The following is a 26788-nucleotide window of genomic DNA, read 5'->3' on the forward strand; positions in this document are numbered from 1 at the left end:
GTCTCGGCCGTCCCGCTCCCCCGCGGCAGCTGGGACGGCCATCCCGCCCAGTCCCGGCGGTCAGCGTGCGCCCACCTCCCCGGGCGCGGCACCCTCCCCTGACCGGACCCGTCGGGCGGTTGCCCTACCTTGCGGGTCGTGGCGACCAAGAACACCAGGGCCCCCCGACCCCGGCACCGGTGCGCGGAATGCGGCCACGAGGTGGCCAAGTGGCTGGGACGGTGCCCCGAGTGCCAGGCGTGGGGAAGCATCGGCGAGATGCCCGCCGCTCGGACGAGCGGGGTGAGCGGGGCGGGCCGCCTCGCCGCCGGGGCTCCCTCGACCCCGGCGCGACCAATCGTCGAGGTGGACATCGAGTCGAGCAGGGCCCGCCCGAGCGGCGTGCCGGAACTCGACCGCGTCCTGGGCGGCGGGCTCGTTCCCGGGGCGGTGGTGCTGCTCGCCGGTGAGCCGGGAGTCGGGAAGTCCACCCTGCTGCTCGAGGTCGCCCACCAGTGGGCGGCGAGCTCGGACGAGCCGGCGCTGTACGTCACCGGTGAGGAGTCGGCCGGCCAGGTGCGCCTCCGCGCGGAACGCACCGGCAGCCTGCACCAACGGCTCTACCTCGGTGCCGAGAGCGACCTGTCCGCCGTTCTCGGGCACGTGGACGCGGTACGTCCCGGTCTGCTCATCGTGGACTCGGTCCAGACGATGCAGTCCCCGGAGGCCGATGGCGGCCCCGGCGGGATGACCCAGGTCCGGGCCGTCACCGTGGCGCTGACCGCGATGGCCAAGGAACGCGGGGTCCCGGTGGTCCTCGTCGGTCACGTGACCAAGGACGGTTCCGTGGCCGGCCCCCGGGTGCTGGAACACCTGGTCGACGTCGTGCTGCACTTCGAGGGCGACCGCCACTCGACGCTGCGGATGATCCGGGGCGTGAAGAACCGCTTCGGGGCGGCGGACGAGGTCGGCTGCTTCGAACTCCGGGACGACGGCATCGTGGGTCTCCCCGACCCGTCCGGGCTGTTCCTCAGCGACCGCGAGGTGACCGTGCCCGGCACGGCGGTCACCGTCGTCGTGGAGGGCAAGCGGCCGTTGCTCGCCGAGGTCCAGGCCCTGGTCGCCGCCTCCACGCTGGCCACGCCCAGACGTGCCGTCAGCGGGCTGGACTCCGCTCGGGTGTCGATGATCCTCGCCGTCCTGGAGCGACGCGGTCGGGTCCGGCTCGGTGACGCCGACGTCTTCACCGCCACCGTGGGTGGGATGAAGGTGACCGAACCAGCGGCGGACCTCGCGCTCGCGCTGGCCGTGGCCTCAGCCAAGGCCGATGTCGCCCTGCCCTCCGACCTCGTGGTCCTGGGGGAGGTCGGGCTCGCCGGCGAGGTCCGCCGGGTCACCGGGCTGGGACGTCGACTGGCCGAGGCGGGCCGGCTCGGTTTCCGGCGGGCACTGGTGCCGCCGGACTCGGGTCGGGTTCCGGAGGACGTCGTGGTCACCGAGGTGCCCCACCTCGGCGCGGCGCTGGCGGCACTCCGGGACCTGGCGCGGGGCTGACCGCCGGCCAGCCCCGACAGCCGCTCAGACCTCGACGTTGTCCTCGCCCTCCCGCCGCCGGCGCCCGAAGGTCAGGCCGGAGCCCACCGCGAGGGCCAGGGCGGCGACCGTGAGCAGCGGGAGGAACCGCAGCAGTCCGTCGTCCTCACCCTCGGCGGCCTGGTCGACGAAGCGGCTGGGTTGGCTGCCGCCGCCCTGCGTCCCCTCCACGACCCGGGGCTCGGCGTGCTTGGCCACCGCGGACCCCTCGGGGCCGGCGTGGACCTCCGGTGGTGGCACGTTCCCCGAGCCCACCACGGTGAGCGTGCCGGTCGTGGGCTGGGACAGCACGCTGTCCACCTCCTGTTCGACCGTCACCGTCCTGGCGCCGTCCGGCAGGGGTTCGGCGGGTGTCACCGACCAGTGCCCGTCCCCGCCGACCGTGGCGACGCCCACGACGTGCCCGTCCACCGACACGGACACGTCGGCTCCTGGGGTGCCCGTCCCGGCGATCACCGGGCGGCTGTTCGTGGTCTGCCAGCCGGTGACCGGCGCGCTGATCTCGGGCTCTGGCGGGGAGACGACGAAGGAGGTCATGACGAGGCCGGACTGCCACTCGCTCCCGTTCGGGGCGGTCCAGAACTGGGAGACGGCGAGTTCGTACCGGCCGAGTGGCAGTTCCTCCTCCGGGTCGATGCGCCACGACCCGTCCGTTCGCGCGACCGTGGTCGTCCTGGTCCCCCGGTACTCGACGGTCACCTCGGCGCTCGGCTTCGCGGTGCCGATCAGCGGCAGCAGCCGGTCGGTGTGCCGGGAACCGTCCTCGGGGAACGTGACGACCGGCGTCCTGAGCTGCGGTTCGTCCGGGTCGAGGTAGGCCGGGACGCCGTCGCCGTTCTCGTCGCGCACGGCGGTGGGGTCGTCGGCGAGCTCGATGTGGTCCGGGACACCGTCGCCGTCGCTGTCGTCGGAGGTGGTCAGGATGCGCAGCTCGTCGTCGTGCGCCGGCAGGACGCTGGTCGCCAGGGGCTGGGCGTAGCCGGCGGTGCGGGCCACCCCCGTCGGGCAGCGGTGACCGCCGGGTGTGGTCGTTCCGGCGGAGTGCAGACCGATCGCCGCCGTCCCGGACAGGACCGGAGCGCCGCTGTCGCCGGAGGCGGTGCAGGCGTCGTGTTGGAAGGTCAGCTGGCGGTGGAGCCCCCCGGCGAGGTCGTCGACCCGGACGTCCACCTCCACCGCGTCGATCGTGCCGCATTCCCAGCCGGACGCCTGACCGACCACGCAGACCGGCATGCCCTCGATCGGCGCGGCGACGGTCTCGACGGGCAGGGTGTCACCGCGCTGGTCGGTGACCCCGGGTCGCATGGGATACCGCGGGTCGGTGATGCGGACCACCGCGTGGTCGTGGCCGCGCCCGCCCCCGGTGAGGCTGTCCCAGAACACGGCCTCGAAGATGCCGATCAGGCTGCCGTCCCGTCGGCTCCTGACCTGGCTGGCGCCCCCGTGCCCGCAGTGGCCGGCGGTCAGGGAGGTGGCCCGCCCCACCGCGTCGAGTGCGTTGAACCCGAGCGAGCAGGGACGCCCGGCGCCGCCGTCCTCGCGGCGGGAGGTGATCCCGTCCCATCCGAACAGGTCGAGCTGGGGGTGGGGCCGGTGATCGGCGACCCTGACGCTGACCCGGACGTCGTCCTCGGGTGCTCGGGCCGCGAGTTCCCGCCCGGTAGGGCTGTTCACGACGGTGAGTTCGACGGTGCTGGTCCTGGAGCTGACGCCGACGGCGTGGACCAGGGCCTCCTGGTCCACGGGTAGTTCGCTCACCCAGTCCCGGACGCGGTCGGCGGCCTCGGACAGCCTGCGGGCGTCCAGCCCTCGGAGGTGCGTCCGCGCTCCGGCGGCTCGCGCGGTCTCGGCGGCGGCCTGGCTGGTGACCGCCACGTTCAGGCCACCGTCGTCCGGGTCGAACCAGGCTCCGCCGAATCGGTCACCAAGCGACTCCCGCAGCTCCTCGGCGGTCTCCGCCGCGGCGGCCGCCCGCACGGCGCGCACCGCGTAGGTGCGGGGGTCGGTCTCCAGGTCTCGACGGATCGCCTCGGACAGCCCGTCCGGGTAGGTGGCCGCCTGCTCGCCCGGGCTCATCGGTGCCGTCGTGTCCTCGGCGGCGACGAGGGCAGGCGGTTCGCTCGGCCGTGCGCGCGCGGTCGGCCCGTCGACCGTGGTCGCCGTCCCGAGGGACGCGGCGGTCAGGAGGACGAGCAGCCGGGCGGTGAAGCGTCTTCTCGCTCTCACCGTGTCCGGCCCGGTTCAGGGGCGCTTCCCCGGCTGGGCGACATAGTCGCGAAGCTAGCGCGCGTGACGGTGCGCGACCGGCGTGGGGAGCGAAAAGACGCTGAACGGTGTTCGGCTCGTTAGCTTCCGCATGCGAAAAGCACACAACGCCGTGACCTGCGGAGTTATGCGCGGTCGACGGGCGGCCTGGCGAGCTGGGCCGACGGTCGGAGGGCTGGCGGGACACCGGCCGCCCGGTCAGGGCAGGAGCCGGAACTGGACCGGTTCGCCGACGAGCTCGCCCAGCCTGGGGACCAGGAGGTAATCCCCCGCCGGCACCTGCTGCCGGTCGGTGGGACACCCTGGTTCCGAGGTCCTGCCCGCCCAGGTGATCTCGAAGTTCAGCTCCTCGCCGGGGTCGAGCACGGGCACCTCTGGCTGGTCCGCCGAGTAGCAGTGGTTGCTGGACCACAGGACGGTCCGCTGGTCCGCCGTGGTGACGGTCAGTTCGCGCAGCTCCCGGTTGACGTCCCTCGCGCACGGCTCGGTCCCCTCGTTGGTGACGAGGAGGCTCAGGACCGGTCGTTGCCCGACCCGGTGCTCGGGTCCGGAGCTCGACGCCCGCACGGAGATCGCCTCGTCTGGGCACACCGGTGGGGGTCCCGGTGGGGCCGAGGAAGACGCCGGGGCCCCGCTGGTCCCGGGACGGGCGGAACCGGGGGCGCCGTCCTCCGCCGGGTCCTCGGACCCGGCGGGACGGCTTGACGGGGTGCTGGTGGCCGGGCCGGGACCGGCATCCGGGGAGGGCGGCGGGTGGCCGGGCGGGTTCACCGGGGCCTCCTCGTGTGACGCGGCCCGGTCGGTGTCCTCGCCGCCGGAGGCGGCGGCCACCGCCCAGAGCGCCAGGACCACGACCAGGATCGCACCACCGAGTGCGACCAGGCGACGTCGCCAGTACACGGTGGGGGGCAGCGGGCCGGTCGGTTGGATCACGCGTCCGACGGTAACCCGATCACTACTCCAGGTGGAGCAATGGCCTTTCGTTCAGCCACGCGTGTCGTATGACCCGTTTTCGGGGTGGTCGAACTCAACCCCGTTCCGGCGAGGGCCCTCCGTGGGGCGCCGACCCCCCGGGACCCGTGGGGTGTGGGGCCGCCGGCCACCACCCCGCGTCGTCCCCGCGCGGACGCACTGCCAGGATCAGACCGTCATGAGAAGCCGAGAACTGCCGCCGGACACCGTCCTCGCCTGGTTCGACGTCCACGCCAGGGACCTGCCCTGGCGTGATCCGGACACGAGCGCGTGGGGCGTCCTGGTGAGCGAGATCATGCTCCAGCAGACGCCGGTGTCCCGGGTGGAACCCGTCTGGCTGAACTGGATGGCGCGCTGGCCGCGCCCGTCGGACCTGGCGGCCGAGACCCAGGGCGAGGTCGTCCGCGCCTGGGGCAAGCTCGGCTACCCCAGGCGGGCGTTGCGCCTGCACGCGGCCGCCACCGAGATCGCGGAACGGCATGACGACGTCGTCCCCTCGGACGTGGACGTCCTGCTGGCGCTGCCCGGGATCGGCGCGTACACCGCACGGGCGGTCGCCGCTTTCGCCTACGGTCAACGCACCCCCGTCGTCGACACCAACGTCCGGCGGGTGGTCGCCAGGGCGGTGCACGGCGCGGCGGACGCCGGTCCTCCGTCGACGACACGGGACCTGGCGGACGTCGCGGTGTTGCTCCCCACCACCGAGTCGAGGGCGGCCAGGTACTCGGCGGCGTTGATGGAGTTGGGCGCGATCGTGTGCACCGCGCGGTCGCCGAGGTGCGCCGACTGCCCCGTCCTGTCCGACTGCGCCTGGCAGCGGGCCGGCCGCCCCGCCTACAGCGGACCGGCGAAACCCGTGCAGCGCTTCGCCGGGACCGACCGCCAGGTGCGGGGGCTGCTGCTCGACGTGGTGCGCGGGTCGGACCGGCCCGTCGAGCGGCACCGGCTCGACCTGGTGTGGGCGGACGCGGGCCAGCGGGACCGCTGCCTGGACAGCCTGCTCGTCGACGGGTTGATGGAACAGACCGACGAGGGCCTGTTCGCGCTGCCAGGCGAGCGCTGAGGACCTCCGCGGCCGCCCTGGTCCCACCGGGGAACGCGGGTGAGCGGCCGCCCGCCGCCGCCCCGGGTGCCCGCGCGCCGTTCGGGTGGATTCACCGATCCGGCCACCGGGGGCCGCCTCGCCGGGGCACACTGCGCCTCGTGGCTGAGGCACTGGTGTTCTACTTCGACGACGAGGCCGAACGGGCCGTTCGGGTGCTGTGGGAACGCTTGGAGCGGGCCGGGGTGCCCAGTCTCGCTCGGCTGGGCCACGGGCAGCACCGGCCGCACCTGACCCTGGCGATGGGGGCCGCGTTCCCAGTGCCCATCCGCCGGGAGCTCGCCGGGGAACTGGACCGGATCCACCTGCCCGACCTCTGGCTGCACACCGTGGGCACCTTCACGACCAGCGAGGACGTGCTCATGCTCGGGGCGATGGTGGACGTCGAACTGCTCGCGGTGCATTCCGCCGTGCATGACGTGCTCGCCGGTGGCGTGCGGCAACCCTCCGCGTACTACCTGCCCGGTTCGTGGGTCCCGCACTGCACGCTGGCCATGGGGATCACCGGCGAGCAGCTGGTGGCCGGGTTCGCCGCCCTGCGCCCGGTGCCCGCGATCCACGCCAGGGTCAGCGGCGTGGGGATCGTCGACACGGTCACCGGGAAGGTCTCGACGCTCCTCGCGAGATGACCGACGGGCACCGGGACGTCGGCCGGGTGGGCGCCCGACCCCGAACATCCGCCGTCACCTGCCCGATTCCCCGGTACGGTCGTGGCATGGCAGTCGTGAAGATCAACGCGATCGAGGTTCCCGAGGGCGCCGGCCCGGAGCTGGAGAAGCGGTTCGCCGCCAGGGCCGGCGCGGTCGAGAAGGCTCCCGGTTTCCTCGGCTTCGAACTGCTCCGCCCGGTCAGCGGGGACACCAGGTACTTCGTCTACACCCGGTGGGAGACGGAGGAGGACTTCCAGGCCTGGGCCGGGGGGCCGGCGAAGGAGGCGCACTCCGGGGAACGGGCGAAGCCGGTCGCCAGCGGGGCGGACCTCCTGGAGTTCGAGGTGGTCCAGCACGTGGAACCCTCCGCCGGGCAGGGATGACGAAGGACGACCTGCACCGCGCCGCCGAACTCCTGCGCGGCGCCGAGGCGCTGCTGGTCTGCGCCGGGGCGGGCATGGGCGTCGACTCCGGCCTCCCGGACTTCCGGGGGGACGAGGGGTTCTGGCGTGCCTACCCGCCCTACCGCCGCCTCGGGGTGAACTTCGTCGAGCTGGCCGACCCGGTCCACTTCGACGCCGACCCGGAACTGGCGTGGGGCTTCTACGGCCACCGCCTCGAGCTGTACCGGTCGACCCTGCCGCACGCGGGCTTCGGGGTGCTGCGGTCCTGGGGCGCGGACCTGCTCGGGGGCGTCCGTGTCTTCACCTCCAACGTCGACGGGCAGTTCCAACGGGCGGGGTTTTCGGAGGACGAGGTCGTCGAGTGCCACGGCTCGATCCACCACCTCCAGTGCGGTGTTCCCTGCGGGCCGGACGTGTGGCCGGCGGACGATGTCCGGCTCACGGTGGACGCGGAGACGATGCGCGCGTCGTCGCCGCTCCCGACCTGCCCGCGTTGCGGCGCGGTGGCCCGCCCGAACATCCTGATGTTCGGGGACGGCGCCTGGCTCGGCACCCGGACCGAGGCGGTGATGTCCGAGTACGTGCGGTGGCGGCGCGAGCTCCGGAGGGCCAGGCTCGTCGTCGTGGAGGTGGGAGCGGGCACCGCCGTTCCGACCGTTCGACGTCAGGCCGAACTCGCGAGCGCGGCCACGGGTGCCCTGGTGCGCGTCAACCCTCGGGAGGCGGAGGTGCGGCACGGCCGGGGCGTGTCGCTGCCCGGGCCGGCCCTCGACACCCTCCGGGCGCTCGACGACCTCCTGCGGTGAGGTGAACGCCTCCCGATGTCTCCCCTGCCGAGGTCGCCGCCCCCTGCCCGGTCCGGTCCGCGACCGCCATCCGCGTCCCCGTCGGACCTCCCACTCGGCCGCGTTCCCGGCGTGGAACGGCGATCAGGGCCGGTAGGCGGGTAGCCTGCGCCCACCGCCACCCGTGTGGGCGGCGACCGCCGCCCTCACGCACCGCTCCGCTCGTCCTGCCGCGCCCGCTCGCCCGCCCCTGACGCCGTCCCCCACGGGGTGACGGCCAGCCAGTCATGTCGCCGTGGGTGTACGACTGCCGGGTCAGATCCACCAGTCATCCGGGTAACTGCGCACAGCAGGGGGACGAACGGTGACAGCGGGCTGTGCGCGGTCCGCCAGCTCCGGGGGGCAGGGTGGCGGACGAACACCCAAGGGGAGGAAAGCATGTCGTATGCGATCCAGGCCGAAGGCCTGGTGAAGCGGTACCGGGAGCACACCGCTCTCGCAGGGGTCGACCTGTCGGTGCCCGCCGGCAGCATCGCGGGCCTGCTGGGGCCGAACGGCGCGGGGAAGACGACCGCCGTCCGGATTCTCGCGACCCTGCTCCGCCTGGACGGGGGGCAGGCGTCGGTCGGCGGCTTCGACGTCAGCCGTCAACCGCTCCGCGTCCGGGAGATCATCGGCCTCACCGGGCAGTACGCGGCGCTCGACGAGGAGATGACCGGCCTGGAGAACCTCGCCCTCATCGGGCGCCTGTTGGACATGAACCGGCGGTCCGCGAGGGCCAGGGCGGAGGAACTGCTGGAACAGTTCGAGCTGTCCGACGCCGGCGGACGGCCAGCCAAGGGCTACTCGGGTGGGATGCGCCGGCGGCTCGACCTCGCGGCGAGCCTGGTCGGCCGCCCCCAGGTGCTCTTCCTGGACGAGCCGACCACCGGCCTCGACCCCCACAGCCGCAACCAGGTCTGGTCGATGGTCCGTTCGCTGGCGGACGAGGGGGTGACCGTGCTGTTGACCACGCAGTACCTGGAGGAGGCTGACCGGCTCGCCGACCGGATCACCGTCATCGACCAGGGCCGGGTTGTCGCGGAGGGGCGGGCGGACGAGCTCAAGCGGAGGACGGGGGGCCAGTCCCTCCAGGTGCGCACGAGCCTGCCAGCCGACCTGGACACCGTCGCTGGCATCCTGACCGACCTCGTCGGTCGGGCGCCGCACCGTGACGAGGAGAGCAACCTCCTCACGGTGCCGGTGGAGGACCCCGTCGTGCTGTCGACGCTGGTCCGCAGGCTCGACGCCGCCGGGGTGGTCGCCGACGAGCTGGCCCTGCGCCTGCCGAGCCTCGACGACGTGTTCCTGGCGCTGACCGGGAGGACGACCGGGCCCGAGGAGATCACCGAGGCACCGGTCAAGGAAGGAAACCTGGCATGAGCACCGCCGTCGTGTCCCCACCCGCCCGTTCCGGTTCCCGGCCCGGGAGCATGGTCAGGCACGGCCTGATCCTCGCCGGCCGCAGCGTCGCCAAGATCCGGAAGTCCCCGGAGACCCTGCTCGACGTCACCCTCCAGCCGATCCTGATGCTGCTGATGTTCGTCTACCTCTTCGGTGGGGCGATCGCGGGGAGCACGGACGCCTATCTCCAGCTGGTCCTGCCCGGGCTGATGGTGATGATCGCCCTGACCGCCAGCCTCGGCACCGGGTTCGCGTTGAGCCAGGACATCTCCAAGGGGGTGTTCGACCGGTTCCGCAGCCTGCCGATCGCCCGGTCCGCTCCCCTGGTGGGCGCGGTTCTCGGAGACATCGTCCGGTACGCGGTCTCCCTGGCGGTGCTGCTGGGATTCGGGATGCTGCTCGGTTTCCGGGCGACGACCGACCCGGTGTCGGTGCTGGTCGCGGTACTGCTGGTGATCGCGTTCGGCCTGTCGATCTGTTGGCTGTCGGTGCTGCTCGCGATGCTGGTCCGCAGCCCGCAGGCCGTGATGGGCATGTCGATGGTCGTGATCTGGCCGCTGATGTTCGGCAGCAACATCTTCGCGCCCACCGAGACCATGCCAGGGTGGCTCCAGGCCTGGGTGAACATCAGCCCCATCACCCAGCTCTCGGACACCGCCCGTGGGCTGATGATCGGCGGGGAGGTCGCCGGACCGATGGTGGCGTCGTTGCTGTGGATGGCCGGCCTGCTGCTGGTGCTGTTCCCCGCGGCGTCCTGGGCCTACCGGCGGCGGCTCAGCCGCGGCTGAACACCCGCCGTACCTCAGCCGAGGCCGGGAGCGTCGGGCAACGACCCCGGCCTCCCGGCCCGCAGCACCTCCTCGGCCTTCGCCTGGCCGAGGCTGGCCGTCGACCAGAAGTGGTGGTGCCACTCGTCGTCCCCCAACGCGGCCCGCACCCCCTCCCGCACCCGGCGCAGGTCGGGGTTCCCCTCGTCCAGGGTCCCCCGCAGCGCGTGCGACACGCCCAACAGCCGGGCGGCTCCCGCCGGATCGCCCGTTCGCAGCGCCACCTCGGCGTGGATCTCGGCGGCCACCGAGATCATCGGACGTTCGTAGGGGCGGGTGAAGCGGGCCAGCACCTCGTCGGCGGACGCCCTGGCGGCACCCGGGCTGCCTTCCCCCAGCGCCAGCAACGCCTCCTCGAGCATCACGAGGCCGACGAACTGCTGGGAGAGCTCGTGCCGCTGGACCCGCAACCGTGACCTGGCCCTCGCCAGCTCCTCCCTCGCCTGGACGTGGTGCCCCCGATGGCGGTGCACCTGCGCGAGCAGGCACCGCGCCCCCGCCTCCAGGCTGGAACGCCCGGCGCGGAGCGAGGCGGCCAACTGCTCGCGGATCTCCCGTTCCCCCTCGTCGAGCCGGCCGGCGCGGATCTTCTCCTGGGCCATGCACACCCGCACGTGGACGATGTCGGGCTCGGCACCGAGTTCCGTGACCAGCGCCAGGATGCGCTCGCCGGTGCGCAGCACCGCTTCGTGGTCCCCTTCGAGGGACTGCTGGACGAGCTGGGTGAACAACGCCCGGCTGGTCCCCCAGCGATCGCCGACGGCGGTGAGGGCCCGGACCACCTCGTCCCCCGCCGCCCGGATGTCCTCGAACCGCCCCTCGATCTCCAGCAGCAACAGCCGGTTCAACTGGGTGATGGCCCGCGCCCAGGCGTCCGGTGAGGCGGACGCCCTCGCCAGGCTGGCATGGGCGGCCTCCGGCCGCCCGGCGTAGAGGGCGAGCACCGGCTCGATCATGGTCAGCACCGGGTATCGCAGCATCGCCTCCGTTTCCCGGCAGGCCCGGTGCAGCTCGCCCCAGTCAGGTCCCACCGCTTCGGCGAAGGTCGCCCGGAGGACCGCGTGCATCGCGCGGAGCGCCGCGCGGGCCGCGGGGTCGGTCGCTGTCCCCTCGACATCCGCTTCGTCGGCGACCCGGAGGATCTCCGCGATCCGGGCGGCGGCCTCCGGCTCGTTGGCGAAGAGCCACCAGTACCAGCCCAGGGCGATGCCGAACTCGAGCGCGAGGTCCGCCTCACACGTCTCCACCGCCCAGCGGAGCGCGGCGTGCAGGTTGTCGTGCTCGGCGTGGACCGCCGCGATCGCCGTGAGCTGGTCCTGGCCCCGCAGCAGGCGGTCGGCCCACTGGGCGAGCCGGAGGTGGTACCGGGCGTGCGTGGCCCGGAGCCGGCCGTCCTCCCCCGCGTCCCGCAACCGCTCCGCCGCGTAGGCGCGGACCGTCTCCAACATCCGGTACCGGCCGCGGCCGGCATGGTCGTCGACGATGTCGACCAGCGACTTGTCCACCAGCGAGGTGAGCAGGTAGAAGATGTCGTCGGCGGGCAGGTCCTCGCCGGCGCAGATCTCGGTGGCCGACTCCACGGTGGCGGAGTTGGCGAACACCGCGAGCCGCCGGGCCAACACCCGCTCCTGCGGCAGCAGCAGATCCCAGCTCCACTCCACCACGGCGCGCAGGGTGCGGTGCCGGGGCAACGCGGAGCGGGCGCCGGCGGCGAGCAGGCGGAACCGGTCGTCCAACCGGTCGACGAGTTGGCGGAGGGTCATCGACCGCAGTCGGGCGGCGGCGAGTTCGATCGGCAGCGGGAGCCCGTCGAGTCGGCGGCACACGTCAGCGACCGCCTCGACGTTCTCGTCGGTCAACCGGAACCCGTGCGACACGGCGGCTGCCCGGTCGGCGAAGAGCCGGACCGCCGGCGACTGGCGGATCTCGGCGTCGTCCGCCCCGTCGTCGGGAACATTCAGGGACCCGATCTGGCACAGGGCCTCCCCTGGCACGACCAGGGCTTCCCTGCTGGTGGCGAGCACCCGGAGCCGGGGACACCTGGCGAGCAGGTCCGCGACGAGGGGGGCGACCGCATCGACCAGGTGCTCGCAGTTGTCCAGCACGAGCAACGACGGCCGGCTGGCGAGCACGTCGACCAGTTCGACGATGGGCTGCCGCCACCCCGCCTGCGCGGGCATCAACGCGGTCTTGCGGACATCGAGGGCGTTGACCAGGGCGTCCACCAACTCGGCCGGGTCGCCGACGGGAGCGAGTTCCACGAAGACGGCCTCGCCCGGGTCTCCCTGGTCGTCCGGCCCCGAGGAGGGGGCCGGGGTGCCGATCGCTCCGACGAGCTCCGTCGCCATCCGGGTCTTCCCCGCACCGCCCGGCCCCACCAGGGTGACGAGCCTGGACCGGTCGAGGAGTTCCAGGGCGACCTCGAACTCGGCCTCCCGACCGACGAAACTCGTGACCGGCACCCGAGGTCCACCACGCGACCGCCGCGCGGGTGGGAGCTCGCGGCGCGTCCCGGCGGCGCTCGACACCTCGCGTTCGGTCTCCGAGCTGGGCCGGTCCGACCGCAGCAGGCGGAGGTGCAGGCCCCGCAGGGCAGGTGAGGGATCGACACCGAGCTCCTCGGCGAGGGCGCGGCGGAGACGGTCGTAGGTGGCGAGGGCGTCCGCCAGCCGTCCGACCGCCGCGAGGGCCTCGATCAGCGCGCCCGCCAGTCGCTCGCGCAGTGGCCACTCACGCACCAACGGCTCCAGCCCGCGGACCACCTCGGCGAAGTCCCCCAGAGCGGACCGGGCCTCGGCCCAGTCCTCGGTGAGGGTGAGGCGGCTCTCGACCAGCTGGTGGCGGGCCTCCTCGACGAAGGGCAACGGCGGGAGGTCCGCCAGCGGCCGTCCGCGCCAGCACGACAGCGCCTCGGTGAGGCTCCGCGCCGCGCCGGCCGTCTCCCCGGCCCTGGCCGCCGCCCGGCCGCGAGCGGCGAGCCGTTCGGCGCGCGGGATGTCCACGTCGCTCGGGTCCAGGTCGAGCCAGTAGCCGCCGCCTCCCGACCGGATCGCCTCCGCCGCCCCGTGCGGTCGCAGCGAGCGGCGTAGTCGTGCGACCAGGGTCTGGACGGCGTTCGCGCCTCCCGCCGGAGGATCACCAGCCCACAGGTCGGTCAGCAGGGTATCCACGGGTACCGAGCGCCCGACGTCGAGCGCCAGCCGGACGAGCAGCACCCTGAGCAAGCGACCGCCGATCTCCGCGACGCCGCCGTCGCCGGTGCGCACCTCCAGCGTTCCGAGCATCGCCACGCGCATGGGGCCAGCCTGTCATGCGCCGCCCACCACCCGACCCCCGCCGCTCGGGGCGGCGACGTTCGCGAGGCAACGAGGAGGCCCGACCCACCGCATGCGGGAGGCCCCGCCGACGGGTGTCGGCGGGGCCTCCTCCGGCCTCGTGCCGGGATCAGTCGTTCTCGGTGTCGTTCTGGTTCTCGGTGCTGGACCCACCCGAGCCGGACAGCTCCACCGGCGGCGAGTCCGGGACCTCGACCGGCTTGGTCTCGCCGCGGAAGACGAAGCGGGCCTCGTCGTCGCGCTTGTCCTCGCCGTCCCAGCCCTCGACGTCGGCGATGATGATCTGACCCGGCTGCAGCTCGCCGAACAGGATCTTCTCCGACAGCTGGTCCTCGATCTCCCGCTGGATCGTCCGCCGCAGCGGCCTGGCACCCAACACCGGGTCGAAGCCCCGCTTGGCCAGGAGCTTCTTGGCCTTCTCGGTCAGCTCCAGCGCCATGTCCTTGTTCTTGAGCTGCGTCTCGACGCGGGTCACCATCAGGTCCACCATCCGAACGATCTCGGACTCGGTCAGCTGGTGGAAGACGATGATGTCGTCGATCCGGTTCAGGAACTCCGGGCGGAAGTGCTTCTTCAGCTCGTCGTTGACCTTCTGCTTCATCCGCTCGTAGTTCGAGCCCTGCTCCCCGCTGCCGGAGAACCCGAGGCCCACCGCCTTGGAGATGTCCTGCGTGCCCAGGTTGGAGGTGAAGATGATGACGGTGTTCTTGAAGTCCACCGTCCGGCCCTGACCGTCGGTCAGGCGGCCGTCCTCCAGCACCTGGAGCAGCGTGTTGTACACCTCCTGGTGCGCCTTCTCGATCTCGTCGAACAGCACGACGGAGAACGGCTTGCGGCGCACCTTCTCGGTGAGCTGCCCGCCCTCCTCGTAGCCGACGTAGCCGGGAGGAGCACCGAACAGCCGCGAGGCGGTGTAGCGGTCGTGGAACTCGCCCATGTCGATCTGGACGAGCGCGTCGTCCTCACCGAACAGGAAGTTCGCCAGCGCCTTGGACAGCTCGGTCTTCCCCACACCGGACGGCCCGGCGAAGATGAACGAGCCGGAGGGGCGCTTGGGGTCCTTCAGCCCGGCCCGCGTGCGGCGGATCGCCTGGGAGACCGCCTTCACGGCGTCCTCCTGGCCGATGATCCGCTTGTGCAGCTCGTCCTCCATCCGGAGCAGGCGGGTGGTCTCCTCCTCCGTCAGCTTGAAGACCGGGATGCCGGTCCAGTTGCCGAGGACCTCGGCGATCTGCTCGTCGTCGACCTCCGCCACGACGTCCAGGTCACCGGACTTCCACTGCTTCTCGCGCTCGCCCTTCTGCGCGAGAAGCTGCTTCTCCTCGTCGCGCAGCCTGGCGGCCCGCTCGAAGTCCTGCGCGTCGATCGCCGACTCCTTGTCCCTGCGGACGTCGGCGATCTTCTCGTCGAACTCGCGCAGGTCCGGCGGCGCCGTCATCCGGCGGATCCGCATCCGGGCGCCCGCCTCGTCGATCAGGTCGATCGCCTTGTCCGGCAGGTAGCGGTCGTTGATGTACCTGTCGGCCAGGGTGGCCGCCGCGACCAGCGCGGAGTCGGTGATGGACACGCGGTGGTGGGCCTCGTAGCGGTCCCGCAGGCCCTTGAGGATCTCGATGGTGTGGTCCAGCGAGGGCTCGCCCACCTGGATGGGCTGGAAGCGGCGCTCCAGCGCCGGGTCCTTCTCGACGTGCTTGCGGTACTCGTCGAGGGTGGTGGCGCCGATCGTCTGCAACTCACCCCTGGCCAGCATGGGCTTGAGGATGCTGGCGGCGTCGATCGCGCCCTCGGCGGCGCCCGCTCCGACGAGCGTGTGCAGCTCGTCGATGAACAGGATGATGTCGCCCCGGGTGCGGATCTCCTTGAGCACCTTCTTCAGGCGCTCCTCGAAGTCACCCCGGTAACGGGAACCGGCGACCAACGAGCCCAGGTCGAGGGTGTAGAGCTGCTTGTCCTTCAGCGTCTCGGGAACCTCGCCCCGCACGATCTGCTGGGCCAGCCCCTCGACGACGGCGGTCTTGCCGACGCCCGGCTCACCGATGAGGACGGGGTTGTTCTTCGTCCGGCGGGACAGCACCTGCATGACCCGCTCGATCTCCTTGTCCCGGCCGATCACCGGGTCCAGCTTGCCCTCGCGGGCGCTGGAGGTCAGGTTGCGACCGAACTGGTCGAGCACCAGCGACGAGGACGGGGTGCCCTCACCACGACCGGCGGTCTCGGCCGGCTCCTTGCCCTGGTAGCCGGACAGCAGCTGCAGCACCTGCTGGCGGACGCGGTTGAGGTCCGCGCCGAGCTTCACCAGCACCTGCGCCGCCACGCCCTCACCCTCGCGGATGAGGCCGAGCAGGATGTGTTCGGTACCGATGTAGTTGTGGCCGAGCTGCAACGCCTCCCGCAGCGACAGCTCCAGCACCTTCTTGGCGCGCGGCGTGAACGGGATGTGCCCGCTGGGAGCCTGCTGACCCTGGCCGATGATCTCCTCGACCTGCTGGCGCACGCCCTCCAGGGCGATCCCCAGCGACTCCAGCGCCTTGGCGGCGACACCCTCACCCTCGTGGATCAGGCCCAGGAGGATGTGTTCAGTGCCGATGTAGTTGTGGTTCAGCATCCTGGCCTCTTCTTGGGCCAGGACGACAACCCGCCTCGCGCGGTCGGTGAATCTTTCGAACATTCGCACTCCCTGACAGCGGCGACAGCGGCTTCCAACTCGCCCCAGGCAGTGACACGCAGCCCCACTGGCGCTCTGCGACGAGGTCGGCACCCTACGACCACTGTAGTAGGCATTCTCGCTGCGGCGTGCTTCCGTTAGCTCCGGAAAGCGGCCGTCACACGTCCGACAGCGGGTTCAACGGGCCGGGGCCGCCCTGAATTCCTGGTCACGCTGGGTTGTGCCGGCTGTCCGCCCAGAGCGAACACGCGGTCGCCACCGGCGCGCGCGTCCGACCTCGGGTGGCCCGAGCCGCCGCTCGGTGCCCTGGCGGACCCGCCGTCCCGGCCCGACTCCCGGCGGGGAGCCCCGTGCCGCTGGACCCCGGCGAACGCGCTGGCGGTACCGGGTCGCGCACCACGCCACCCCTCGGGGATAAGGTTAGGCAACCCTGCCCCGGCCGCCGGGCGGAACCGAGGAGGAACAGCCGGCCGCCGGGTACCCGGGAGGACAGGGCCAGAGGAGACGAGGAACCCATCGGGTGAACCAACACCAGGTGGCGGAACGAGCCGGAGGTGACGTCGTGAGCATGCTCACCCGCGTCCGGGCGGGTCACCGGAGCGCTCCGCCCGCCCCCGAGCCCGGCACGACGATCGCCCACTCCATCGAGGCGACGCGGGCTCCCAGCTGGATGGCCCTGCGCTTCGGCGCCCCACCGGAGGAGGGGGAGACGTGGGTCGGCTGCGCGCGGGCGCTCGCCGACCCCGGGTTCTTCCCGTCCTGGCAGGCGCGGCTCGGCGACTGGCTACGGGAACGTTTCGGTGAGTCCCCGGACCGCACGACCTCCGGGTACCTGATGAGCTGGTACCTGCACGCACCGGGGTTCCTGGCCGGCATGCTCTTCCACACCGCCCGGCGGGTTCCGCACCTCCGGCCGGCGGACCTGGCGTTCCGGCTCGCGGACTCCCGCCCACACGTCGACGGCGTGGCCCTGCTCAGCGAGGGGTTCGCCTGCCTGCCCGACGACCCGGCGGCCGGTACGGCGCGGGCGACGGTGGTGGCCGACGAGCGGGCGCTGGCCGCGCTGCTCCGCGCGCGCTTCGTCGACCACGCGGCCCGGTTCGTCACGGCCTTCGCCCCCACACCCGGCTCGGTCGCCGCACCCTGTGGGCCGCCGCGACGGACGTGCTCGACACCGCCCTCTGGAACGCGGGGCGGCTGGGTGGCGACGAGGGGGCCGGCGTCGGCGACGCCTCGCTGGTGCTCGGGTGCTCGGACACCGACCCCCTCACCTCGGGGTCGACCCTCTACTCGGTGACGGGCGAGGACAACGGCCAGCACTGGACCCGACGCCGGCAGAGCTGCTGCTTCCACTACGCGCTCCCCGGGGTCGAGCGGGCCTGCGTGACCTGCCCCCGGGTCTCCGACGCGGAACGGGCGGACCGGGTCCGCCGGGGTGGCGACTGAGGAGGTACCCGGCTGGGGGGCGGTGGCCGTTCCGAACCGGCGGTCGTGACCGTTCCCCACCCCCTGAAGCTCGGGATGCGCTCGGGCCCGGCCGGTGGCGCTAGACGGTCGTGCGATGGCGTGCCCCGACGGGCACCACCAGCGGCGTCCCGGACACCGGGTCCTCGATGACCCTGGCGTCGAGCCCGAAGACGTGGAACAGCAGGTCCTCGGTGAGCACCTCGGCCGGTTCCCCCTCGGCGACCACCTCACCACCGCGCATCGCGACCAGTCGGCGCGCGTACCGGGCGGCCAGGTTCAGGTCGTGCAGCACCATCACGACCGTTCGTCCCCTGGTCGTGTGCAACCGCTCCACCAGGTCGAGCACGTCGATCTGGTGCGCGAGGTCCAGGTAGGTGGTGGGTTCGTCGAGCAGGAGCAGCTCGGTGCCCTGGGCGAGCGCCATCGAGATCCACGCCCGCTGCCGCTGCCCACCCGAGAGTTCGTCGAGGGCCCGATCAGCCAGCCGCTCCATCCCCGTCATGCGCAGCGCATCGGCGACCGCCTCCTCGTCGGCGGAGGACCACTGGCGGTACCAGGACTGGTGCGGGTGCCTCCCCCTGGCCACGAGGTCCGCCACGGTCAGGCCGTCCGGAGCGGTCGGTGACTGCGGGAGGATGCCGAGGACCCGGGCCACCTCGCGAGTCGGTAGCCGGTCGATCCGCTTCCCGTCGAGGAGGACCGTGCCCTCGGCCGGGGTCAGGAGCCGGCCCAGCGCCCGGAGGAGGGTGGACTTCCCACACCCGTTCGGGCCGATGACGGCCGTCACCGTGTTGTCGAGCACGTCCAGGTCCAGGTCGTGGACCACGACCCGCTCGCCGTAGGACAGCCGCAACGACCGCGCGCCCAACCGGGCGTCCGGTGGACCGGGTCGGTCCTGGGAACGGGGCCGCGCCGGGACCGGCCTGGTCATGCTCCCCCCTCCCGGACCCCGCCACCGCCTCCTCCGGCGACAGCGACCAGCCGTCCCCGAGGGGTGGACGCACCTCGCGCGTCCCCGGCGTCACACCGAGCCGGCCGAGGTAGCTCGTGGCCGGGTGCCCCCCGCACCGGCGAAGCCGCGAGCCGGGTGCTCCGGCCCGCTCCACACCGGGATCGGTCGACCGGCAGGGCGCCCACGGCGGTGGTCCCACCCGCGCCAGGACCCGCGAGCTCCTCCGTGTTCACGCGGGACTCGGCACCGACCAGGAGTCCGGAGGCGGCGCGGGCGGTGGGGAGGCGGCGCCGCCGGCCCCCGCCCCGCCCACTCCGGGGAGTTGGGGGCCGTCTGGCCCCTCGGCCGGGGTCGACGTGCCCCGATGCCCCGGTGCCCGCACGCCGTCTGGCGCGTGGGGCCCCGTTCCGACCAGGACCAGCCTCGGTCGGACGGCGTCCACGACGGCGACAGCCGGCGGCGGGCTACCGCCGCGGGTGTCCGAGGTGGACGTGGCGTGCGCCCGTTCGCGAGTGGACGCGACCGCCGGCGTCCCCCTCCCGCCCCACCTCATGCAGCCCCCAACCCAGCCGACGTCGTTGGTGAGGCGAGCCTAACCGAACACCACGGCCAGGTGGAGCGCGCTTCGCCCCAGCGGGCCCGTGGAGCAGGGCCGCTGGGGCGGTCGACCTCCGGTGGCGATCAGTTGGCCTTGTTGTAGGCCTCGAGCACCTCGGCGGGGATCCGGCCCCGGTCCGAGACCTCCATCCCCCGCTTCCGGGCCCACTCCCGGATCGCCTGGTTCTGCTCGCGGTCCGCAGTGGTGGTGCTTCCGTTGCTCCTGCCGGCGGGCGCCCGACCAGCGGAGCGACGACGACCACCGGAACGCCGGGCGCCCTGGACGTAGCTCGCCAGCGCGTCGCGGAGCTGCGAGGCATTGTTCGACGAGAGGTCGATCTGGTAAGCGACACCGTCGAGTGCGAAGTCAACGGTCTCCTCGGCCTCGCTGCCGTCGAGATCGTCGACCAAAGTGACGGTTACCTTCTGCGCCATAGTCCTCGTCCTTCCCCAAAAGCTCGCTCAAGGCTCAGGCCCGCCCTGGGCCAGCCCATGCCGGTTCCGGGACCAGTTCCCGACCGGTAGCGACGATCAAAATACCGGTCGCTGTTCCCACAATACTAACGCGTTTTCGGCAGGACGCACTCCGCCTAGCGAGTTCCGCTGGTTCATTCAGGGCGCACGAGCGGGAAGAGGATGGTCTCTCTGATGCCCAGTCCGGTCAAAGCCATCAACAGGCGGTCTATCCCCATTCCCGTGCCGCCGCTGGGGGGCATTCCGTACTCCAGTGACCGCAGGAAGTCTTCGTCCAACTGCATGGCCTCCTCGTCCCCGGCCGCCGCCAGCCTGGACTGTTCCCGCAGCCTTTCCCGTTCCACGACCGGGTCGACCAGTTCCGAGTAGCCGGTCGCCAGCTCGAAACCCCGCACATACAGGTCCCACTTCTCGGCGACCCCGGGCTTGTCCCGGTGCTGCCTGGTCAGCGGGGAGGTTTCCAGCGGGAAATCCCGGACAAAGGTCGGCTCGTGCAGCGCCGAGCCCACCAGGTGCTCCCACAGTTCCTCGACGAGCTTGCCGTGGCCGAGCTTCGCCCCGCCGCCGGCGAGGTCGAGCCCGTGGGAGGCCGCCAACGTCCGCAGTCGCTCGGCGGGGGTCTCCGGGGTGACCTCCTCCCCCACCGCCTCGGCGAGGGACTCGTACATCGTCAGCGAGGCCCACTCACCGGACAGGTCGTACTCGGAACCGTCGGCGAGCGTGACGACCTGGGTGCCGAAGACCCTGGTCGCCGCCTCCTGCACGAGCTCGCGGGTCAGGACGGCCATCGTGTCGTAGGTGCCGTAGGCCTCGTAGAACTCCAGCATGGCGAACTCGGGCGAATGCGAGGAGTCGCTGCCCTCGTTCCGGAAGTTGCGGTTGATCTCGAAAACCCGCTCGATTCCGCCGACCACGCACCGCTTCAGATACAACTCGGGGGCGATCCGCAGGAAAAGGTCGATGTCGAAGGCGTTCGAGTGGGTGAGGAACGGCCGGGCCGCGGCCCCGCCGTGGAGGGTCTGGAGCATGGGCGTCTCGACTTCGAGGTAGCCGCGCTCGTGAAAGGACTCGCGCAGGGAGCGCACGACGGCGGACCGGGTGCGCACGGTCTCCGCCGCCTGCCGGCGGACGATGAGATCCACGTAGCGCTGCCGCACCCGGGTTTCCTCGGCCAGGTCCTTGTGGGCCACCGGCAGCGGCCGCAAAGCCTTGGAGGCCATTCGCCATTCGTCCACCAGGACGGACAACTCGCCCCGGCGGGACGTGATGACCTCGCCGGAGACGAAAACGTGGTCGCCCAGGTCGACGTCGGCCTTCCAGGCCGACAAAGCCTCCTCCCCCACCTGCTTGAGGCTGACCATTGCCTGCAGTTCCGCGCCGTCACCAGCACGGAGCGTGGCGAAACACAGCTTTCCGGTGTTTCGGAGGAACATGACCCGGCCGGCGACCCCGACAATCCGCCCAGTCGAGGTATCCGGGGCGAGATCGGGATTCTCCGCGCGCACCTGCCCGAGGCCGTGCGTGACGGGGAGCGAGACCGGATACGGCTCAATACCGCTCGCAAGCATCCGCTCCCGCTTCTCGCGGCGCACGCGCATCTGCTCGGGAAGGGTGTCCTCGCTGGTCACAGTGTCATTGTCCGGCTGCCCGTTCACGGGGGAACAGACTACGTTCCTTCCCCCCAATACCCCCAACCGGATACCATCCTCGGAGTGGATCACGTTGCGGTCGGCTCAGCCGACGATCGACGCTCGGACGCCGCGCAGGCCGGTTCCTTCGGGCAGGTGGCCCAGGACTACGCCGAGCACCGACCCGGCTACCCGGACCTGGCGGTGCGCTGGGCCCTCGAGCCGGTCCTGTCCAGACCCCACGTCGCCGTGCTGGACCTCGCGGCGGGCACGGGAAAGGTGACCCGGTCCGTGCGCGGGCTCGCCGCCGAGACCGTCGCGGTCGAGCCGGACCCCCGGCTCCGCGCCGAGTTCACCCGGCGGGTGCCGGGCGTGCGCGTCCTCGACGGCAACGCCGAGGCCCTACCCCTGCCTGACGCCTCCGTCGACGCGGTCACGGTCGGCCAGGCCTTCCACTGGTTCGACGCGCCGAGGGCGCTGGACGAGATCGCCCGCGTCCTGCGGCCCGGCGGGGTGGTGGCGGCGCTCACCAACTACAACGACGACCGGCGGGAGTGGGTGGCGGGTCTCCAGCGCACCGGGATCCCCAGCCCGGGAATCAGCGAGGAGGACCCGGACTACGTCCCGGCGCACCCGAGGTTCGCGCCCGTGGAGACCGCCCGCTTCGAGCACGCCCACCGCCGCACGGCCGAGTCACTGGTCCAGATGATCTCCACCCACTCGTGGGTACTGGTCCAGGACCCGGACGAGCGAGAACGGATGCGGGCCGAACTCCGGTCCTACCTCGCCGGGAGGCCGGAGACCCGCGAGGGTGAGTTCGACCTCCCGCAGATCGCCGTCGTGAACCGGGCGGTCCGCCGCTGACGGGCGGCCGCCCGGCTGACGAGCGGGCAGCGGCTCAGTGCACGTTGCGTTCGTAGAACAGCCTGAGACCGACCAGGGTGAGGTCGGGGACGTGGTGGTCGATCGTCTCCGTCTCCCCCACGATGAGCGGCGCCAGTCCCCCCGTCGCGATAACGGTGACCGGTGTGTCCCCACCCGACCTGAGTTCACCCACGATGCGGCGCACCAGGCCGTCGACCTGGGCCGCGAAGCCGTAGAGGATGCCGGACTGAAGGCACTCGACGGTGTTCTTGCCGATCACCGCCCTCGGCCGGACGAGCTCCACCTTGCGGAGCTGCGCCGCGCGCGAGGCCAGCGCGTCCACCGAGATCTCCATCCCGGGCGCGAACACGCCGCCCAGGAACTCCCCCTTCTCGGAGATGACGTCGATGTTGGTCGAGGTTCCGAAATCGACGACCACGCAGGCGGTCCCGTACAGGTGGTGCGCGGCCAGGGTGTTCACCACCCGGTCACCGCCGACCTCCTTGGGGTTGTCCACGAGCAGCGGGACACCGGTCCGCGCCCCCGGCTGCACCAGCATCCGGGGCACCGACGAGTAGTACCGGCCCAACATCACCCGGAGTTCCCGGAGCACCGCGGGCACCGTGGACAACGCGGAGACGCCGGTGATGCGATCCGCGTGCTCGCCCAACAGCCCCCGCATCGTCAGCGCCAGCTCGTCGGCGGTCATCCTGGCGTCGGTACGCATCCGCCAGTCGCGCAGCAGCGTGGCGTCCGCCCCTCGGCCGGTGTACAGGCCGAGCACGATGTTGGTGTTACCGATGTCGATGGCAAGCAGCACCGGTTGCCCCTTCTCCCTCATCCACGGCTACGAGCGGTCTCGCTCAGCCCTCGGTCTGGAGCGGCGCGTCCGACCGCGCCGCGTCCGCGGTCTCCCCGGGCTGGTCCTCGGAGCCTCCCGCCACGACCGCCCCAGACCGCAACCCGTACCCCTCGGGCACTCCGGCGGGGTCGCCGTCCTGTCGCAGCACCCGGTTGTCGCCGTCGACGAAGAGGACCCTCGGCGGCCGGGTCCTCGCCTCCTCCTCGTCCATCACGCCGTAGGCGATCAGGATGACGATGTCGCCGACGTGCACCAGGTGCGCCGCGGCGCCGTTGATCCCCAGCACACCCGTGCCGCGCTCACCCGGGATGGCGTAGGTCTCCAGCCGTGCGCCGTTGGTGACGTCCACGATGGTCACCAGTTCACCCGGAAGCAGGTCCGCCGCCTCCATCAGATCCTCGTCGATGGTCACCGAACCCACGTAGTGCAGGTCGGCCTGGGTGACCGTCGCGCGGTGGATCTTGGACTTGAGCATCGTGCGGAACATGGAGGTGCCCTCTCTTTCCTGCGGTCGGCTCGGTTCAGCTGGCGAACGTCGTGCCCGAGGCGGTGTCGTCGGGCCGAGACAGCACGAGTGGTGCGTTGTCGATCAGTCGGACGTCACCGATCCGCGCGGCGACCAGCAGGCGGGCACTGCCCTCCTCGGGCGCCGGTTCCAGGTCCGGCCCGCGAAGCTCCAGGTAGTCCACGTCCAGCGCGGGTTCGGCCGCCAGCACCTCACGGGCGGTGGCCAGCGCGGTCGCCGCACCGGCGCCGGCGGTGTGCACGGCGGCGGTCAGCGCGGCGGAGAGGGCGACGGCCGCCGCGCGTTGGTCCTCCCGCAGGCGGGCGTTGCGGGACGACAGCGCCAGTCCCCTCGGTTCCCGTACGGTCGGAACGCCCACCACGGCCGTGTCCAGGTTGAGTTCGCGCGCCATCCGCCGCACCAACACCAGCTGCTGGTAGTCCTTCTCCCCGAAGAACGCCACGTCGGGCCGCACGATGTTGAACAGTTTCGCGACGACGGTGAGGACGCCCTCGAAGTGGCCGGCCCGGGCCGCGCCCTCCAGCTCGTCACCCAGCGGGCCGGGACGCACGCTCACCGAACGGCCGTGCGGGTACATCCGCTCGGCGGTCGGGGCGAACACCAGCTCGACGCCCTCGGACCGGCACACCTCCAGGTCCGACGCGAGGTCCCTCGGGTAGCGGTCGAAGTCCTCGCCGTCACCGAACTGCAACGGGTTGACGAAGACCGACACCACGGTGACGGAGTTGGGCACTCGACGGGCGTGGCGGATCAGCTCGCGGTGACCGGCGTGCAGGGCACCCATCGTGGGGACCAGCGTCACCCGCCGGCCGGCGGCACGCAGCGTCCTGGTGACCTTCGACAACGCCTCCACGTCGGTGTGGGTGGTCAGCTCACCGGGGCGGAACGGGCGGGCGGCGGGATCGGTCGTCATCGGTCCTCCTCGTCGAGTGACGTCCGCACGTCGTCCGCCACGTGGGGCGGCAGGAGACCGGCCCGCTCGGCGCGATCGGCGGTCCGCGCTGCCAACAGCCGGTAGGCGGGTTCGACCTGGGGCGCTGCCTCGGAGAGGACCTCCAGGTGCCGGCGGACGGTGCCGACGTCACCCCGCGACACCGGGCCGGTCAACGCGCGGTCCCCGTGCCGGAGGGCGTTGTCGAGAGCCGCTCCGAGCAGCGGCCCGAGGAGACGGCCGGACTCCCGCACCCCGCTGGACTCGAGGAGCTCCAGGCAGTCACCCACCAGCGTCATCAGGTGGTTGGCCCCGTGGGTGAGCGCCGCGTGGTAGAGGGGACGAGCCTCCTCTGGCACGCGAACGGGTTCGGCTCCGAGCTCCACGACGAGCGCCTCGCCCACGTGCCAGCCCATTCCGCCGGCCGTGCTGGTGCTCGGCTCGTCGGGTTCGCCGGCGGCGGCCGTCACCGCCACCGAACAGGTGGCGAGCCGTTGCAGGTCCTCGGGACGTCCGGTGAACGTCATGGCGGGGTGCAGCGCCACCGGGAGCACCCCGACCTCGGCGGCGGGACGCAGGACCGACACCCCCAGCGCGCCGGACGTGTGGGCCACGATCTGCCCCGGACGCAGCGACCCGGTCGCCACGAGACCGCGCACCAGCCCGGGGAGGACGTCGTCGGGAACGGCGAGCACCACGAGGTCGGAACGCCGAGCCACCTGGTCGGGTGGTAGCAGGGGAACATCGGGGAGCAGTTCCTCGGCCCGGCGGCGCGAGGCCGAGGAGACGGCCGAGGCACCGACGACGACGTGCCCGGCCTTGGCGAGGGCGGCGCCGAGCACGGCGCCGACGCGTCCCGCCGAGATGACTCCGGTCGCCAGCCTGGCTGGCCGACCTCCGAGGCTGGCATCCTCGCCAGCGGCCCCCGGGACCACAGCGCTCATCGTGCGCGACTCCTTCGTTGTGTTCCAGTCCCGACTCCCGTCGGGTACCGGACAGCCGCGAGGGTAGCCGCTGGGAGGAGCCCGGTCCTCGGTCGGGTGAGCAGCTTCACGCCGGCCCCGTGCGGCGCCGCTCCCCGCTCCCCGATCAACGCTCAACGCCGGGGGCGGGTCCCCCTCCGCCTCTCGGCGTGGGCGGCCCTGGTCGCGGCGCTGCGGACGAGGCCGTCTCGGACGGCCTCGGCGCGGGCGCCGAGCAGCACCCCGACCGCCTGCGCCTGCCGTCGCGCGGCGTTGGGCACCGGGAGCCCCTGGGCGACCCGGTGCCGGAGGAACGCGAGCTCGGTGACCGCGTGCTGGTACTCGCGGACCGCGCGGGCGGCCTCCGCGCCCGCCCGTTCCCGCACCGCCTTCCGCCACGCCTTCCGGCTGGGCAGGCTGGAGAGCAGGGTCACCTCGCCGGGGGCGATCCAGCCCTCCTCGGCGAAGCCGGGCAGTTGGGCGACGACGGTCCGTTGTTCCCGGCGTCGTTGCCACAGCACGAGCACCAGCGTCGCCACGAAGATCGGCACCATGACGACGAAGTAGGTGTCGACGAAGGTGGCGCCGCCGCCCAGCGTGGCCGCTCCGTTCCACACCGCGTGCAGCAGGACGGCCAGGACGTATCCCACGAGCAGCGCCGTCGTTCGCACCCACTTCTTCCTCGACCCGGCCGCGATACCGACCCCGATGCCCACCATGGCGCTGAACAGCGGGTGCGCGAAGGGGGTGAGGATGCCCCGCAGCACGAAGACGGCGACGATACCGCCGGTGAGGTCACCGAAACCGCCCTCGCGGAAGGCCAGGCCGAAGTAGTTGATGTTCTCGGTGAAGGCGAACCCGATGGCGGTGACACCGGAGTAGACGATGCCGTCCACGATCCCGTCGAACTCCACCCGGCGGCGGAGGAAGACCCCGACGACGAACAGGGCCTTGGCGGCCTCCTCGACCAGGGGCGCCGAGATCACGGCCGCGACGACGTCACCACCTCCCGTTCCGAGCAGGGACTCCCCGACGACCTCGGCGGTGTTGTTGATCAGCAGGGCGCACCCGGTGGCCCCGCACGCACCCCACACGAACGCGGCGAGCAGCAGTTTCGGCGGTTCCGGCTCCCACCGGTCGATCCACAGGAAGGCCGCCAGCACGGGGCCGACCGGGAGCAGGGCCAGCAGGGCACCGACGATCACCGGGACGAACCCGACCCTGGCGGTGGCGACGCCGAGCAGGGCGAGGCCGGACACGCCCAGCAGCACGAGCACGACGACCGGCCACAGCAGGACCCGACGTCGCTCCAGGCGCGCGCTGGTCAGGTGCCGAACCGGCGTCCGCTCGTCGATCGCCACGCCGCCCACCTCGCGCCAGGGCCGGCGGCGAGCGCCCGGCCGGTAGTCGAAGGACACGGCCTCCGGTCCTGGCCGTTCCCTTCCGAACCTTATTGGCGTTGGGCCGCTCGCGCCGCCGGGTTCCGCCCAGCCGAGGGCACCGCT

22 protein-coding genes are annotated in these 26788 nt (G+C 72.4%); 10 read left to right on the forward strand and 12 right to left on the reverse strand.

Annotation, left to right across the window (positions count from 1 at the left end):
• Nucleotides 1-138 precede the first annotated feature (138 nt).
• The gene (radA, locus tag G443_RS14640) at nt 139-1533 is read left to right on the forward strand and encodes a DNA repair protein RadA (protein WP_026417593.1); all 1395 of its coding nucleotides are present in this window, start codon (nt 139-141) and stop codon (nt 1531-1533) included.
• 24 nt (nt 1534-1557) lie between these two features.
• On the opposite strand, the gene G443_RS25520 is transcribed toward radA, so the two are convergent.
• Together G443_RS25520 and G443_RS14650 are read right to left on the reverse strand one after the other, a co-directional pair.
• Entirely contained in the window at nt 1558-3798 is a 2241-nt protein-coding gene (locus G443_RS25520; protein WP_026417594.1) for an Ig-like domain-containing protein, read from the reverse strand.
• A 237-nt stretch (nt 3799-4035) separates the two neighbouring features.
• The gene (locus G443_RS14650; RefSeq protein WP_051313473.1) at nt 4036-4770 is read right to left on the reverse strand and encodes a hypothetical protein; all 735 of its coding nucleotides are present in this window, start codon (nt 4768-4770) and stop codon (nt 4036-4038) included.
• A gap of 217 nt (nt 4771-4987) precedes the next feature.
• On the opposite strand from G443_RS14650, the gene G443_RS14655 reads away from it, so the two are divergent.
• The 6 genes from G443_RS14655 to G443_RS14680 all read left to right on the forward strand — a co-directional run bounded on the left by G443_RS14655 (nt 4988) and on the right by G443_RS14680 (nt 9981).
• Nucleotides 4988-5872, forward strand: coding sequence for an iron-sulfur binding domain-containing protein (locus tag G443_RS14655; RefSeq protein ID WP_026417595.1), 885 nt, complete (start codon nt 4988-4990; stop codon nt 5870-5872).
• A gap of 140 nt (nt 5873-6012) precedes the next feature.
• Nucleotides 6013-6540 carry a 2'-5' RNA ligase family protein gene (locus G443_RS14660; protein ID WP_026417596.1) on the forward strand — a complete coding sequence of 176 codons (528 nt, stop codon included), beginning with the start codon at nt 6013-6015 and terminating at the stop codon, nt 6538-6540.
• Nucleotides 6541-6626: 86 nt separating this feature from the next.
• Entirely contained in the window at nt 6627-6944 is a 318-nt protein-coding gene (locus tag G443_RS14665; protein ID WP_026417597.1) for an antibiotic biosynthesis monooxygenase family protein, read from the forward strand.
• A complete protein-coding gene (locus G443_RS14670) occupies nt 6941-7771 on the forward strand; it encodes an SIR2 family NAD-dependent protein deacylase (protein ID WP_026417598.1) in 831 nt (276 codons plus the stop codon). Before G443_RS14665 ends, G443_RS14670 begins: the two co-directional genes overlap by 4 nt.
• A 417-nt stretch (nt 7772-8188) precedes the next feature.
• Nucleotides 8189-9172 (forward strand): daunorubicin resistance protein DrrA family ABC transporter ATP-binding protein, encoded by a 984-nt coding sequence (locus G443_RS14675; RefSeq protein ID WP_026417599.1) that lies wholly within the window; start codon nt 8189-8191, stop codon nt 9170-9172.
• Nucleotides 9169-9981 (forward strand): ABC transporter permease, encoded by an 813-nt coding sequence (locus G443_RS14680; RefSeq protein WP_026417600.1) that lies wholly within the window; start codon nt 9169-9171, stop codon nt 9979-9981. The genes G443_RS14675 and G443_RS14680 overlap by 4 nt, the downstream gene beginning before the upstream one ends.
• A 14-nt stretch (nt 9982-9995) precedes the next feature.
• On the opposite strand, the gene G443_RS14685 is transcribed toward G443_RS14680, so the two are convergent.
• Nucleotides 9996-13316 (reverse strand): AfsR/SARP family transcriptional regulator, encoded by a 3321-nt coding sequence (locus G443_RS14685; RefSeq protein WP_051313475.1) that lies wholly within the window; start codon nt 13314-13316, stop codon nt 9996-9998.
• 148 nt (nt 13317-13464) lie between these two features.
• Nucleotides 13465-16023 (reverse strand): ATP-dependent Clp protease ATP-binding subunit, encoded by a 2559-nt coding sequence (locus G443_RS14690; protein WP_026417601.1) that lies wholly within the window; start codon nt 16021-16023, stop codon nt 13465-13467.
• A gap of 559 nt (nt 16024-16582) precedes the next feature.
• On the opposite strand from G443_RS14690, the gene G443_RS14695 reads away from it, so the two are divergent.
• Both G443_RS14695 and G443_RS14700 read left to right on the forward strand, forming a co-directional pair.
• Complete coding sequence (locus tag G443_RS14695) at nt 16583-17317, forward strand: hypothetical protein (RefSeq protein WP_253860219.1); 735 nt, start codon at nt 16583-16585, stop codon at nt 17315-17317.
• On the forward strand, nt 17314-17466 hold the full coding sequence (locus G443_RS14700) for a (2Fe-2S)-binding protein (protein WP_253860220.1): 153 nt from the start codon (nt 17314-17316) through the stop codon (nt 17464-17466). Before G443_RS14695 ends, G443_RS14700 begins: the two co-directional genes overlap by 4 nt.
• 100 nt (nt 17467-17566) lie before the next feature.
• Here the strand turns inward: G443_RS14700 and G443_RS14705 are convergent, their stop codons facing one another.
• The 3 genes from G443_RS14705 to lysS all read right to left on the reverse strand — a co-directional run bounded on the left by G443_RS14705 (nt 17567) and on the right by lysS (nt 21108).
• A complete protein-coding gene (locus G443_RS14705; RefSeq protein WP_030106765.1) occupies nt 17567-18418 on the reverse strand; it encodes an ABC transporter ATP-binding protein in 852 nt (283 codons plus the stop codon).
• A 702-nt stretch (nt 18419-19120) separates the two neighbouring features.
• Entirely contained in the window at nt 19121-19471 is a 351-nt protein-coding gene (locus G443_RS14710; RefSeq protein WP_016700451.1) for a histone-like nucleoid-structuring protein Lsr2, read from the reverse strand.
• 173 nt (nt 19472-19644) lie between these two features.
• Nucleotides 19645-21108: a lysine--tRNA ligase gene (gene lysS, locus G443_RS14715; RefSeq protein WP_051313594.1), complete on the reverse strand. Its 1464-nt coding sequence runs from the start codon at nt 21106-21108 to the stop codon at nt 19645-19647.
• A 114-nt stretch (nt 21109-21222) separates the two neighbouring features.
• Here lysS and G443_RS14720 point away from each other — a divergent pair, with 114 nt between their 5' ends.
• Nucleotides 21223-22002 (forward strand): class I SAM-dependent methyltransferase, encoded by a 780-nt coding sequence (locus G443_RS14720; protein WP_026417605.1) that lies wholly within the window; start codon nt 21223-21225, stop codon nt 22000-22002.
• A gap of 34 nt (nt 22003-22036) precedes the next feature.
• On the opposite strand, the gene G443_RS14725 is transcribed toward G443_RS14720, so the two are convergent.
• From G443_RS14725 to G443_RS14745, 5 genes are all read right to left on the reverse strand, one after another.
• Complete coding sequence (locus G443_RS14725) at nt 22037-22822, reverse strand: type III pantothenate kinase (protein ID WP_026417606.1); 786 nt, start codon at nt 22820-22822, stop codon at nt 22037-22039.
• A gap of 43 nt (nt 22823-22865) precedes the next feature.
• Nucleotides 22866-23351, reverse strand: coding sequence for an aspartate 1-decarboxylase (panD, locus tag G443_RS14730; RefSeq protein ID WP_026417607.1), 486 nt, complete (start codon nt 23349-23351; stop codon nt 22866-22868).
• Nucleotides 23352-23385: 34 nt separating this feature from the next.
• Nucleotides 23386-24303: a pantoate--beta-alanine ligase gene (gene panC, locus G443_RS14735; protein WP_026417608.1), complete on the reverse strand. Its 918-nt coding sequence runs from the start codon at nt 24301-24303 to the stop codon at nt 23386-23388.
• Nucleotides 24300-25265, reverse strand: a complete 966-nt coding sequence (locus tag G443_RS14740) for a Rossmann-like and DUF2520 domain-containing protein (RefSeq protein ID WP_051313477.1) — start codon at nt 25263-25265, stop codon at nt 24300-24302. The genes panC and G443_RS14740 overlap by 4 nt, the downstream gene beginning before the upstream one ends.
• A gap of 152 nt (nt 25266-25417) precedes the next feature.
• Nucleotides 25418-26653 (reverse strand): PrsW family intramembrane metalloprotease, encoded by a 1236-nt coding sequence (locus tag G443_RS14745; protein ID WP_372493016.1) that lies wholly within the window; start codon nt 26651-26653, stop codon nt 25418-25420.
• Between the last annotated feature and the right edge of the window lie 135 nt (nt 26654-26788).

This window comes from Actinoalloteichus caeruleus DSM 43889, assembly GCF_000429185.2.
Classification (GTDB): domain Bacteria; phylum Actinomycetota; class Actinomycetes; order Mycobacteriales; family Pseudonocardiaceae; genus Actinoalloteichus_B; species Actinoalloteichus_B caeruleus.